Origin of the sequence: uncultured Parabacteroides sp., assembly GCF_947855115.1 — a bacterium.
GTDB lineage: Bacteria > Bacteroidota > Bacteroidia > Bacteroidales > Tannerellaceae > Parabacteroides.
Map to the genome: position 1 here is coordinate 17,082 of NZ_CANTZW010000001.1, position 14,207 is coordinate 31,288.

A 14,207-nucleotide genomic window follows, 5' to 3' on the forward strand; every position below is an offset into this window, starting at 1 on the left:
GTTCAAGATTGTCGTATCACGTAGTTGGGAAGGAAACGGAAGTATGTGCTGTGTACAAAACACCATCCGTCCATCACACCTTTTATATAATGAAAAATGAAACTTCTATTCTTTCCTATTACAGCAGCAAGGCAAACAATGAAAAACAACCAAACCGTTTTTATGCCAAAAGCAAGTAAAGCAAGTACTCGTTCCACCAATGAAGTGTCTCCCGGTTTGTAGCATGTGCGCCACCAAATGACGAATGAAGCCTTCGTACGAATATACATCCATTGCGGACTCTTCCTAAAAGCACTACTTGACGAGCCTCCATTCAAATGTGAGATGCCGGAATCATAAAGAATCCCCAAACGGAAACCGTTTTTATACAGTTTATAGAACCCTAAAACATCATCTCCATAAGCAAATTCTAAATTGTCGAGCCACAGCTCATCTTCCAAGTGAAGCTGGTGGTATATGTTTTTCCTCCATAAAGATGCAGGACCGGCACAACTTTGCGACCAATAGAAAGATTTCACCGGATGATTATTGTAAGAAAATGAGCCATTCTGATGTATTTTGAAAGCCCATTTTCTGCTATAATGCGGAAATACGAGATTTGTTACGGCAACATATAATTTACCTTTAAACGGCATATCCTGATTCCTGAATGTGTCTGCTCCCACACAATCAGCTTTATATGTTTCCATTACAGCCAGCATTCGTTCCGCACTATCCACAGCCAAACAAACATCATCGTCCAGCATCAGGATACAATCACTGGTAATTTCATTATAAGGCAATATGCGTTGTGCCATCATTCCTTTTTTCACCCATATATACTTTTCTTTTCCGATGGTAAAATTAGGACGGGAATAGCCTTCCGCTATATAAATCAGTACCTGTTCGGGCTGTACACTCTGTTTGGTGATAGAAATAAGTTCTTGTCGGAATTTATCACCTCCTGTACCCAAAGTGCGTATGACTATGGAATAAGTCTGCATGCCTTATATTTTGTATATACTGATAACAGCCATCCTAATGGAGCAACTGCAACCGTAATCAATTTATAAGGTGATTTGCTCAACCACTCACCATCTTTAGCCAAAATACAACCAGATACATAATGGATGATACTACGTACCCGGTTTATCCATGTAGAACGTTTCAACTGCATCTCCAATAAACGCATTTTGGCAAAACTGCGGGAACTATCCGCATATTGTCTGAAAATGTTCCTTGACATACTTCCATCTTCCTGATATTCCACAATGCAAAGGTTTTCGTTTAGAACCAGCAGTGGATAATCATCGCACACTTGCAGCAACATATAGACGGGATTGAAGTTCTTCTCACCCGGAAAACCGACCTGCGGGGCTACACTTTGCATCAAATCAGTACGCATCACCAGTTTAGAGTCTCCTACATGTATTCGCTTTGTATAGAGGTCTAGAAAGAAACATTCCGTCATCGTATCCGGAAACCTGCCGCCAATGGGACGGTTGCTTCCATAATAATAATCCAAGCCGATAATACCGACATGGTTTTCACTTCCTCGTTCACGCCATGTTTTTACTATCAACTCTACTGCGTTGTCCGGCATAAAATCGTCACTGTCAATACAAACATTTAGTTCGGTCTGTATATTGGCATAAGCTGTATTATAACCGGTATAAAGCCCTCCATTTTCTTTGTATATGTAACGGACGAGGATTGCCCTTTCGTCTATCCAACCTTGTACCAAACTATAAGTTTCATCCGTAGAACCATCATCTACAACCAGCCATTCAAAGTCCTTGCAAGTCTGTCGGCACAGACTTCGATAGGTACGCTCAAGTGTATGGGAGCGGTTATACGTAGGGGTAAATATGGTCAATGTCTTCATTACCAATAAACCAATTGCATGAACAATGTGAATCCGCAATATGTTAATAGGATAATCCCGGTTTTCCTGTCTTGGTCTTGCCAAACAGGAAGATTCACCAGCGGATATGCTATCAGAATAGGATAAAGGAACCATGACAAATAGGCAAAACGGTTGCTGAACGAGGAACGGATAACCAGTATCCAAAAAGCATTGCACAAGCAATAGGTTACACAAAGCGCATTGTACCAATTGTCTTGAATCTGTCGTTTGCCACATACATACCATGCCATGAGGACAGGCATGGCACTGTAAAGCAGAAAGTCCCAACGAAAACCGGTTTGTGAGAACTGAGACATATTGTTGTCACCAAGGGTGTAACTCGACATTCGGTCATCAAAACCAAGCGATGCTAAAAAAGAAGTGGCGGCATCGCCTGCCACTATAGAAACTCCAATAGAGGCAAACCAAATATAAATAGCTGTTTGTGGATTCTTTATCAAAAAAATCCCTGCCAGCGTAGCCACTATAGGTAACATGACACTGCGATGTATTCCGAATGCTACCAAACAAAGGATGCCTCCTATAACATACTTATCATCATATAAGAAAGAAATAGCAAGCAATATGAAATGGCAAGCCAGCCCGTTCCGCAATCCATTCGTACCGAAAGAGAAAAACATCAGCGACGCCCATACAAAAAGCATTCCCAACATGGGATTGAACGGTAAAAACCGCTTGACGGCCCACAGAGCCGAAAGGATATATCCGGCTTCCACGATGGTAAAGAATACATGCACGCTCATTCCCGTTCCCTTGCACATCATCATCAGCCATTGCCAAATCCACTCGCTATGCCAATCCATTTCTACAATACTTACCTCTTTGTTTATATACTCCCTTGCATAATTAGCTGTATCGCCAAAATAGACTCCACTAATGGGGCGCATTCCTATCCAGAACACAAAAAAGATACTCATGAGAAGAGGCGTAAGAATATTTCCCGGCCTTTCTTGCAACTGATAATCAGGCGAAGACAAATAACCAAAACCTATTATCAAACAGAATATTGCAATGATTGCCAGAAATAGAGGCTGATATAATGAAGCATCCATCAAATATGTATATACTTTTTCAATCTTTGCAAACTATTTATTCCAAAGATCCGATGTACCCACCGAGTCACCCAAATTCGTACCGGCCCGTAGTTGTCACACCAGGTCTTGGCATACCAATGTATGCTACGGGTATTTGGAGTGATGTACAACCGGCCTGTGGCATCATTCAATGGATTAAAGTAATCGTTGGGATATATCCATATACCCGCCACTTGTTGCAGCTCATTTTTCAGAACCAATCCATGCTGTTGCAACAAGTGGGTGGTATGGCTTACAACTGTTCCGGGAAATGGATCTCCATAATTATCTATATAATGCAAACGCTCGTAATATAAGACGACCTCCTTGTAAAATTCACATAAAGGTTCAGTTCCTAAGCCCAATCCCGGATTGACCCCATACAATAATTCCATACCCATAAAAGCACCATGTTCCACAACATCGGTCATAGGACGGATTACCTCCACATCCGTATCAAAATACAAACCGCCATAGTGATACAGAATGTGGAATCTGGCATAGTCGCTTACAAAAGCATACTTTTTCCGTTCGTATGCCTCACGAGTATAAGGAATGCTGTTCACATCGAAATTATCTTCATTCCATTCCTTTATTTCGTAGTCTGGAAAATATTTTTCCCACGAAATAATACACTTTCTGGCAGACTTCGGAAGAGGATTACGACCAAACCAACAATAATGTATTATCTTGGGTATCATTTCTTATTTTAAACAATCAACGAATAAATTTTATCAACCTCCGATTCGTTTCCATAATCATGGGTTGAGAGATAATCCACAATCCTATTTTTAAGTTCCTCATTGTTTAATGCCACAGCCATTTTATCCGCACACATCGAAACGTCCAAAGGAACAATAATTCCATCTATCCCATTCTTCACTTGTGAAGTTGCCGTAGGATACGCCGTGATAATAACCGGTTTCTGTAATATCTGAGCTTCACGTACCACAACCGAATTTCCTTCGTAACGGGATGGCTGTATATACCAATCGCACGCCTTGATATATGGATAAGGATTTGTTCTTTTTCCTAATAGAATTACTTGTTTCTCCATACCTTCTTGTGTAATAACCTTTCGGATATACTCATCACTTTGTCCATAACCTATGATATACCATTTTACTCGTATTCCTTTCTCTGTTAAAAGACGACATATTACAGGAATTTCCTCCATCTTTTTGGGGTAAGAATATCTTCCTATAGTAAGAAGTAATATTTCATTCTGTTCCTTGCGTATCTCTTTGGGTATAGGTTCTACCTCTGCTCGCATCCTGACGAATGTAGGTAGCAGAATATTTTCTATTTCAACAATTTTATCCCTAAGGGCCGGAAATGCTGCACAAAAATTAGTTGTCACACTGGCAGATATACTGGCGATATAATCATATCCGCTCCATACGGGCAGTTCTAATTCCTTATTTACATCAATATGAGAATAATCGGTGTGTATCCAACAGATTTTTTTCTTGGCATTTACCTTGTTTAGGATAATGTTATGAGGAGTCAGGAATGAAATTGCCAAGTCATAATGTCCAAACTTGTTCAATGACGGAAGAACGGGAGTAACATACTTGCCTACATACCCAAAGATCGCACTGCCATCTATCGGACATTTTCGCTTGACGTATCTGTGAAACTTATATTTCGCCCAAAGTCTTGCCTGCACAATACGAAAATAACCTTTCCGTAGAGCTTCGCTTATTGGACGCTCTATCATAGTATATGCAGATATTGAAGGTAATATATTTACCCATTCAGGAATAAACTGCATCATTTCGCCATGATGGTCATTTAGAAATAAATCCACCTCTACCCGTTTCGGATCAAGAGCTTGCAACAGACCGATAAGACTGGTTTCGACACCACCGATTTCGAGATAGTGGAGATTGATGAGTATGCGAAATCTCATAAACGAAACACTATCTTGAAAAAGACTTAGCGATATTTAACGGAACTCGTTCATTCAAGTTCAAGTAACCAAATGAATGCAAAGATCCCCGTTCACTAACAGGCAAAGGAGTCATGTAATCTCCATAAACTCGCGTAAGATATTTGTCAATTCCTATTGGTAATCTTACTTGAAAATCTTCGAATGGAACATAATAATAATCATTGAACCATTCCCTTTTTGAAATACCGTTTATTCCTTTATTTGTTCCAAAATAAGCTACATATTCAGATGTTTCATAAGGATATCTCATAAGATAGTTATCACATTTTATATATATATCATTATCTTTGTGCAATAGATGATAAAAATGACTATATATTTGACTCTTAATACCTATTATGTCCATATGATAAATAGCTCCAAGTAAATCTCGAAATGAATAATGTGTATTAATCGCCTCAGCTATTCTACGCATCTGGTAATAAGTAAGAAAATAGTCTATACGTCCCCGCTCATTGGTATCAGGCATTCCGTCCATTGGAAAAATATCAATAAACGCTCCTAATACACAATCATACCTCCATGAATCCAAATATGATGTATTAGCATCACACATCTTGCAGATGGATTGATGAAAAGATTTATTCATACGATGTTCAAAAATATCATATTGCGAAGATAACTCTTTTTTGGATAGCATTAAAAAGCGTTCATAGTCTGGGCGAGGCATAACAAAATCAATATCATCATCCCACGGTATCATTCCGTGATGCCTTAACGCACCAATAGCTGTTCCACCAATAGCAAAATATCGTAATCCATGTTTTGAACAAAAATTATCAAAATACTTAGCTATCTCCAATATTTTTTCCACATAAAGTTCCTTTTGCTCTATAGATAATACCATAATAATTATAATATCAATTTCTTAATACGCTCACGCAAGATAGAGGATGATATATCTTGAGTATAAGGGAAATAAATAACATCCACTCCTTGCATTCTCAGAAAAGTTTCCGTTTCCTCAAACAATTTACTGCCACGCCAATCATCCCCCACAAACATTACATCAAATAAGATTCGCTGGTATGCTTCAATCTTATTCCTATTTACTTGAGGAACCACTTCATCTACATATCGGCAAGCCCGAAGGAGCTCAATACGTTCCTCATAAGGAATAATTGGAAGTTTATGCTTATATTCTTTTACCAAATCATCAGTACTTACACCAACTATCAAATGTTCACACATCATTTTAGCCTGTCTCAATATGTTCAAATGTCCTATATGAAACATATCAAATACACCGGTAGTATATCCTATTTTATACATCTGTTTCATTTTTTACTATGCTTATATATCCACCAAGACATGATTTTCAATAAAAAAATGATTTCAATATGCCGATGCCATTTCAACAAGATTTTGAGTAATTGGAAGCTATAAGGTCTTACCAAATAGCTATTCAAACAGGCAGAATATAATTCCTTGGAATGGAGAATATTTGCCAACTTTTTTCTGTATTGATTATCACTATATACTACAAAGAGCAAATAGTAAAAGACTTTTGTAATCCATTGTGTATTGAATGATTTATCATCAATCCGAAGCCTATACTTTTCTATGATATGATGCCATATATTCCTATTCTCAATCCATAATTCAAATTGTTCTGGTAAATAAGCAGTCATGGCACTATCCGCATGCCTCACGTATATATAAAGCGGTAACGGAAGATAATATATATTCCTTATACGTTGGAACAGCTTGATATTCAACAACCAATCTTCGCCACGCCTACGGTTCTCAAACCGAATGTCATTATTCAGAAAGACTTTTCTTCTATACAATTTTGCACATACGGAATTTAGATTACAACCTCCGTTAAACCATAAAGGGTATAATCCATTCATAATAAAATCATGTTGCAACACCCGATAAGTAGGGATGTTAAGTTTTATATCAGAAGAAGTTGTTACCCCACATAATACAACATCTATATTATATATTTCTGCCGGATACAACATCTTTTCTAATATATTCTCTGCCACATAATCATCTGCATCAATGAACATGAGATACTTCCCTTTAGCCAGTTCTATTCCCTGATTTCTTGCAGAACTTACTCCTTGATTGACTTGGTGGAAAACCCTGATTCTATTGTTCCTACTCGCATATAAATCACAAATAGTGCCAGAGCCATCTTTACTACCATCATTTATAAGTAATAGTTCCCAATCTGAGAATGTTTGATTAAGAATACTATCTATGCAACATGAAAGATAACTCTCCACATTATAAACAGGAACAATTATGCTTATTATTGGAGTTCTCATTATTGTTTTATTTATCAGTTTATCAGATTTCCAAGTACGATAACATCTTATCATACTATCATACAGATACCATATTTTACACCACGAAATAAATTTTAAGATACCATAACAGTAGCCATTGGCATATTTGATTAGATTTTAATCCTGTTGTTCATATAAATACCAACCTTTTCATTTAACTGTCGATCTACCAACCAATCTTTAGGTGCAATCACTACTATAGTGCACATAATCACCTCGGCGCACATGTATTGCAACGGATATTTTTTTACTTAAAATTTCATCTTTCAACACTTGGCTATCCGAAGAGATAGCTCTTTTCAGTCTGAAATCATTCAATAAGAAGTCTCTATACTTATTGAAATAGTTAGGATTCTGAAAAAAAACACTTACATACAAAGAATGAGTTGCTGGCTTTAAAAGGAACGCATTATAAATATAGGAGTCCTTAATATCGGTTACATCTTTACATACCACTGTACCTAATTTTCTTAAGAGAAAGCCGACAATATGTTCTATACCATTGCGGTAATGAAAAGCACAACGATTAAATACATTTAGAGGTATCTCATTTAAATGCAACTGAAAGGCATCTAAAAACATATCGCACTTCGTTCCTGATTGCAGACTCCTATCTCGTGCCTTATACGTATCAAGCATGACAGGGATTCCTGTCTTATGTTGATAAGCAATACCAAAAGCATATTGAAACATCTGATTACCAAGTCCTCCCATAATATTTATAATGTATTTTTTCTTAAATCCATTCATGCTACACCTCATATCAAACAGTCTCAAGTCCCATAAATCCTTCTTCATTCAATCTTAATGGTCTACCATAATTTTCTTGATAACCATCAATATGTATTTCTGCGCAATGAGGGGCCTTCAACTGGTACTCCACCATAGGATGGTGAAGATACAGGTCTATAAAATAATCACCTGTACTTATATATTTCGGAAACTTAATCGTTCTTTCTATTTTAAATTTCCCTTTGGGAATTCTTTCTATGATACCTCGGCAATGCCCATCAGCCAAAGCAGCTACAGGAATTTCATTACGGGTTTTAAAAATCAACATTACATCTGTCATCATATCTTCGGAAATTTCGCCTTCAATAATGACGTTCATTGTCTGCTGGCCGGAAGAGACAACAGAATAACACTTTTCGGTATGATTTAATTCTATCCGTGATATATTTATTCCGCTTTTTTTATAGCGTATGCCGTTGATGATGTATTTATCATCTTTCAAGGTAGAAGATTGGAGGTAATGGTCTATGGTTTCGTTGGCACTGCCTTTAAATACAAGTATTCCGTTTTCCAACACAACACCTCTATTGCATAAACTCTTCACTGCCGCCATATTATGGCTGACAAACAGTACCGTCCTTCCTTCACCTCTCGATACATCCTGCATCTTACCGATGGCTTTCTTTTGAAATTCGGCATCGCCCACAGCCAATACCTCATCCACTACTAATATCTCCGGTTCCAAAAATGCGGCAACGGCAAATCCTAAACGGACGGTCATACCACTGGAATATCGTTTTACGGGAGTATCCAGATAACGCTCTATTCCCGCAAAATCAACAATGGCATCCAACTTTCCGGAAATCTCATGTCGGGTCATTCCCATGATGGAACCGTTCATGTATATATTTTCACGTCCGGTCATTTCGGGATGAAATCCGGTTCCCACTTCAAGCAATGAGGCGATTCGCCCCCGTGCACGAATGACACCCGTTGTAGGCGAGGTTATACGTGAAAGGAGTTTAAGCAGAGTGGACTTTCCGGCACCGTTTTTACCTATTATTCCGACCACATCACCCTGTTGTACATCAAAAGTAATATTTTTCAATGCCCAAACATAATCACTTTCTCCTTTCTTGCTGCGGTCATTGGTAGCTCCTATTCGTAAATAAGGGTCTTCCTGACGAAGTATGGCGGTCTTCCACCAGCGGTTCAAGTCGTGTGATAGAGTTCCCGTACCGACTGTCCCCAGCCTGTATAGTTTTCCTACACTGTCAAATTGAATGGCTATATCACTCATTTCTTTTATTACTTAAATGGTGTCCATAAAATTGCGTTCCACACGGGTGAAAATAATCACGGCAAGAAACATTGAGACTAACATGAACACAGTACTGTACAGCAAGCCTCCCCAATCTAAAGTACCACACCCCATACAACTATACTTGAATGCTTCGAAAATCGAAGTCAATGGATTAAGTAATAATATATCATGGTATTTAGCCGGAGTGGCACTTAATGGATAAATAACCGGTGTGGCATACATGAACAACTGGATACCAAAAGTTACCAATAAGGTCAAGTCACGATACTTCACTGTCAAAGCTGAAACAATCAATCCTCCGGCCATAGCATGAAAAGCTATCAGAATTACTAAAAGAGGGAACAAACAAATACTCCAATTCATGCTCAGAGATACACCTTGAAAATAAAAATAAAGATAGATGGTTGCAAACAAAAATAACTGGATTCCCAATTTTATCAAATTAGAGGTTATTCCGGAAAGAGGAACTACAAGACGAGGGAAATAGACTTTACCAAACACTCCTGCATTCTTTATAAATACATTAGATGATTCTGTAAACGCTGAATTGAAATAGTTCCACAACATAATTCCTGACATATAAAACAGCGGTTGTGGTACACCATCGGTGGATATGCCGGCAAGACCGCCGAATACAAACATATACATGATGGTAGTGAGTATAGGTTGTACCAAAAACCACAACGGACCTAATATAGTTTGCTTATAAACTATGACAATATCACGCTTCACATACATATAATAAAGGTCGCGGTATTGCCAAAGTCCTTTCAGATCTATATCCAGCCACTTTTTCTTTGGCTTTATTTCTATCGTCCAGTTTTCTTTCATCTAATCGAGTTTATGACAATGACTAATATTTTGAAAACCACTCCTCCTTACTTTTATTGGAATGTCCCCATTCAACACCTTTTTTCTTTGGATTGCAATAGCGGCAAAATGGCCTGGGCTGAGTGACAAACTCAAAGAAAATCTTTCTATTCAATTTATTAATATTAATAAAATCGCCCTTTGCATATTCAAAATTTAATCCAAAAGCATTGTTTATTTTTTCGATATAAGCTATTCTTGCACAAGAATACAATCTACCATTCCTTAATTGTAAACAAACTCCTCCATAGGAACAATTCTCATAACTTTTCAATGGATTTTGCCTTCCGGAAGGATCAAGAGGATAGTGAAAGAAATGTGAAATCTCAGAAGAAGAGGTATATCGTATAGACCATTTATCCATAATGTCATACACTTGCTTATGATGTATATTTATAGGATATTTAGATATACTGATTTGAATAGAGTTAATAGAACATACCTTCCAAAAATTTTCCTGCATAGACCGTAACTTTATACCATTGGTAAAAAGCACTATTTTCATTTTAGGGAAATAAAGCCTTGTTAAAATCAGAATCTTCTCTATATCCGGATGAAGTAGTGGCTCTCCTCCCAACAAATATATTCGATTGAAAAAGCGATGAGCAATCGGGCTAAGAAGTTTAAAGTCCTCTTCTAACTTCTGTAAATCGACAAAATACGGTTCTGATAAAGGAGAAAAATGATCACAACTCCGGCAATCTAAATTACAATGGTCGGTTACATGAACTTCAAAGGTATTTAAATTCGTCAAGCCTTTTATATAACGAAAACGCTTTATATTCATGAAAGAGAAAAATCTTCTCTTTACATTTTGTACAAATCTATCCATTTTAAACTCCTATTTTACACATTTTTATTTTACATACCCATTCCCATGAGAATACCCATATTTATGGTGTCTGTAATATCCTGAAAAACCTTTTGTTGCATTCAATATGATAGACAAATTATTATATCTCTTTTCATCATACCAGCTTTCTACATCAGATAAAAGGTTACGTTCAAACATTCCGGCACGAATGATAAAGAGTGTCTGGTCCGCATACCGATTGACGATAGCGGCATCAGCTACAATCTCCACAGGAGGGCAATCGACAAACACATAGTCATACTCCTGTCGAACTTCTTCCATCATTTGCTGGAAGCGAGGCACAAACAACAACTCCGTAGGATTAGGTGGAAGAGTGCCACAAGGCAGAATGTCTACACAATTTTGTCTGATAACCAATTTCCGATAATCAGCCTCCTGACCACTCAAATAATTAGATACTCCATGCTGAGGGCTATCAACATATTCCGACAAAGTTCCTTTGCGCAAATCAAGGTCAATGGCCAAAACTTTTTTATCCTTGATACCCAATGCATTTGAAAGGTTAGCCGTAATAAATGTCTTTCCGCTGCCCGGATTGATGGAAGTCAGCATAATCACACGGTGGGAATCCTCAAATCCCAACACGAACTCCAAATTGGTACGTACCACACGGAAAGCCTCATTTATAAGGTCTCTATTCTCCTTTTCCACCAATATATGAGGAGAAACAGCCTTTTGCTTTACGCTCTTCGTGGGCCATTGTACCTTTTTCCTCTTGTCGACAAACGGAATTTCCCCGATAAACGGAATACGGAGGTTCTTCAAATCATCACGTCTGCGCACAGAGGTATTGAAGTATTCTTTACCGAATAATATACATATCGGCAACCCTAAACCAAAACAAAAAGCGTAAAATAAAATAACACTACCAATCGGTTCCGTGGGAGCCATACTACCATGAGGCGGTTCTATTAACCGTGTATTATAGGCGGTAAAAGCCTGTGAAAGCTCGTTTTCTTCGCGTTTCTGTAACAGAAAGAGATAAAGAGACTCCTTTACTTTCTGCTGACGTTCCACAGAAAGCAGGTATTTGGCTTGTTGGGGGTTAGAAGCAATCTTCGCCACCGCATGGTCATAGTTGGAACGTATATTTTGCTGTTGGACATTGAGAATGGCCAATTCATTGTCCAACGACTGAATGATGGTATGGCGTAGAGTAGCCAAGTGTTGGTTTAAATCCATGACCAACGGATTCTGAAGAGAGGAGTTGGCCAGATGATTGTTACGACGTAGCAGTATTTCATTGTATTCCTCGATTTGCCTGCCGATGGTGGAGCTACCGACACCTGAATTGGAAGGCAATAATTGATTCTCATGTCGTCCGTCCATCAGATAACTTCGGATGTAACGTACCATGTAAATCTGATTACTGAGCGTATTAGACTCCTGTTCGGCTGTATTGGCTTGAGTCATTGCAAGACTTCCCACTTGCTGAACATCGGGCATCAGATTCTCGGACTTATAATTGGATATATCTTGTTCCACACTTCCCAGTTCCTGCTCTATCACTTCCAAACGGTCTTTGATGAACTCGTTGGTGCTGACGGTTATCTGATTACGATCTTTTATCCAATTCTCATTATATACGGAAACGAGCGTGTTAAGCACGTCTTCCGCACGGGCAATAGATACATCCCGGTAACTGATGTCTATGATGGTAGAGTTTTTATCGCGCAGTTGGGCTGAAATGCGCTTTTTGACAGAATTTGCCGCATCATCTATGCCAGAGCGGGTTATCTTGACCCGTCCGTCTTTATAGTAGGGAGTAGGCAGTACGGTTATGTTTCCGCATGGAGTCTTCCGGCTTTCTCCCAGTTTCATTTCGATGATAGTTTCGTATGCCTTGTCGTTACGCCGCAAGTCACTCAGTGTAACGGTACTGTCTGAAGTTGACGTTACCGACAGGGAAGCGGTTTCATTGTCATTCAACTCCGTGAAGATAACGCTAATTGGCCGGTCAATGCCATAAAGGACTTCATCATGAAAAGAGTTTTCATGCAAATAATTTATCTCCAGATTCAGCCGACGAACAATTTCCCTAGCCACGACCGTATTTTGCAAAGATAGTATCTCATTGGTTATATTTGAGGAGTTTTGCATGATACCCAGTTCTTTTAACTGCTGTTCCGACGCATTTCCACTGTCATCCTTTGCCTTGATAAGGATGGAAGTCGTACGTGTATATACCTTAGGTGTCATTTTTAAGTATAAGACCGCTCCCCCCATTGAAATAAGGAGTGATAAGGCAAACCATTTCCAATGATTTACACACAGGAAAAACCAATCTTGTACATCTAATTTGCTATTGTTGGATGCCGGTTGTCGTTTATCTGTGGCAGGAATGTATCTTTCCATTTTTCTTGTAGGCTATTTGATGAAAAGTAAGATGATGGATAACAAAAAAGAGGATGTGCTAAACCAAAAGCTGGGTGTGCGCAATGTGTTTGCGTTAAGGCGGGATTGGTTGGCACGCATCTCATTAGGTTCCACATAAATCAAATCATTCTGTTGCAGGTAATATACCGGTGAACCGTATAGACTTTCCGTCTGTGTTATATCTACCCGATAAGGTGTCTGTTTACCGTCTTCCGTACGCAAGACAAGGATATTGTCGCGGCGTCCCTGGATGGTGAGATCTCCGGCCTGCGAGAGAGCTTCGAGCAACGTGATCTGGTCACGGTCTATCAGCTGGCGACCGGGATTGCCCACCTCTCCCATAACGAAATAACTAATGCCGGCATACTCTACCGTGACGGTCGGATCACGCACCAGCTTTCCGGATAACAACCTGAATTTTATCAAGTCGGCTACTTCCAGCCGGGTAAGTCCTTCCACACTAATAAGCCCCAGAACCGGCATATCGATCTTTCCATCCTTATTGACTGTATAGTATGAATTTTGATTGTTATGGTCGACAGTTGACATATTGAAATTATTGAGATTGAACATCTGTACAAGTTCCCGGTCACGACTATATACCACGATACGTAACCTGTCACCGGGTTTCAACGTTATCTCTTTTGCCTCCTGCAATGCAACGGTCACATTGGGCTGTACATCCTGCAAATACACGACTTTGGTAGGCGTAGCACAGCCTGACAGAATGAATACGCACGTAACCAACACGAATACATGGTATATGAAAAATTTTTTTAACTGTATCATGATTGTCTGTTG

At 38.8% G+C, this 14,207-nt stretch carries 14 protein-coding genes; all 14 read right to left on the reverse strand.

The annotated features are described in order from the left end of the window. Positions 1–2: 2 nt before the first annotated feature. Positions 3–983, reverse strand: coding sequence for a hypothetical protein (locus Q0110_RS00085; RefSeq protein ID WP_297900471.1), 981 nt, complete (start codon positions 981–983; stop codon positions 3–5). Beyond that, a complete protein-coding gene (locus tag Q0110_RS00090) occupies positions 965–1,864 on the reverse strand; it encodes a glycosyltransferase family A protein (protein WP_297900474.1) in 900 nt (299 codons plus the stop codon). Before Q0110_RS00090 ends, Q0110_RS00085 begins: the two co-directional genes overlap by 19 nt. Next, on the reverse strand, positions 1,864–2,823 hold the full coding sequence (locus tag Q0110_RS00095) for an EpsG family protein (protein WP_297900477.1): 960 nt from the start codon (positions 2,821–2,823) through the stop codon (positions 1,864–1,866). Before Q0110_RS00095 ends, Q0110_RS00090 begins: the two co-directional genes overlap by 1 nt. A gap of 134 nt (positions 2,824–2,957) precedes the next feature. Beyond that, positions 2,958–3,680 (reverse strand): glycosyltransferase, encoded by a 723-nt coding sequence (locus Q0110_RS00100; RefSeq protein WP_297900480.1) that lies wholly within the window; start codon positions 3,678–3,680, stop codon positions 2,958–2,960. Positions 3,681–3,688: 8 nt separating this feature from the next. Further along, positions 3,689–4,891: a glycosyltransferase gene (locus Q0110_RS00105; protein WP_297900483.1), complete on the reverse strand. Its 1,203-nt coding sequence runs from the start codon at positions 4,889–4,891 to the stop codon at positions 3,689–3,691. A gap of 10 nt (positions 4,892–4,901) precedes the next feature. Beyond that, positions 4,902–5,780 (reverse strand): LicD family protein, encoded by an 879-nt coding sequence (locus Q0110_RS00110; RefSeq protein ID WP_297900486.1) that lies wholly within the window; start codon positions 5,778–5,780, stop codon positions 4,902–4,904. 5 nt (positions 5,781–5,785) lie between these two features. Beyond that, positions 5,786–6,205: an adenylyltransferase/cytidyltransferase family protein gene (locus Q0110_RS00115; RefSeq protein ID WP_297900488.1), complete on the reverse strand. Its 420-nt coding sequence runs from the start codon at positions 6,203–6,205 to the stop codon at positions 5,786–5,788. 5 nt (positions 6,206–6,210) lie between these two features. Beyond that, positions 6,211–7,209, reverse strand: a complete 999-nt coding sequence (locus Q0110_RS00120) for a glycosyltransferase (RefSeq protein ID WP_297900490.1) — start codon at positions 7,207–7,209, stop codon at positions 6,211–6,213. A gap of 201 nt (positions 7,210–7,410) precedes the next feature. After that, entirely contained in the window at positions 7,411–7,980 is a 570-nt protein-coding gene (locus tag Q0110_RS00125) for an alpha-1,2-fucosyltransferase (protein WP_297900493.1), read from the reverse strand. Between the two features lie 13 nt (positions 7,981–7,993). Beyond that, positions 7,994–9,262, reverse strand: a complete 1,269-nt coding sequence (locus Q0110_RS00130) for an ABC transporter ATP-binding protein (RefSeq protein WP_297900495.1) — start codon at positions 9,260–9,262, stop codon at positions 7,994–7,996. Positions 9,263–9,274: 12 nt separating this feature from the next. Continuing rightward, positions 9,275–10,117: an ABC transporter permease gene (locus Q0110_RS00135; protein ID WP_297900496.1), complete on the reverse strand. Its 843-nt coding sequence runs from the start codon at positions 10,115–10,117 to the stop codon at positions 9,275–9,277. 22 nt (positions 10,118–10,139) lie between these two features. Beyond that, complete coding sequence (locus Q0110_RS00140; protein WP_297900499.1) at positions 10,140–10,988, reverse strand: radical SAM protein; 849 nt, start codon at positions 10,986–10,988, stop codon at positions 10,140–10,142. Between the two features lie 24 nt (positions 10,989–11,012). Further along, the gene (locus tag Q0110_RS00145; RefSeq protein ID WP_297900503.1) at positions 11,013–13,385 is read right to left on the reverse strand and encodes a polysaccharide biosynthesis tyrosine autokinase; all 2,373 of its coding nucleotides are present in this window, start codon (positions 13,383–13,385) and stop codon (positions 11,013–11,015) included. 12 nt (positions 13,386–13,397) lie between these two features. After that, on the reverse strand, positions 13,398–14,195 hold the full coding sequence (locus Q0110_RS00150; RefSeq protein WP_297900505.1) for a polysaccharide biosynthesis/export family protein: 798 nt from the start codon (positions 14,193–14,195) through the stop codon (positions 13,398–13,400). Positions 14,196–14,207 lie beyond the last annotated feature (12 nt).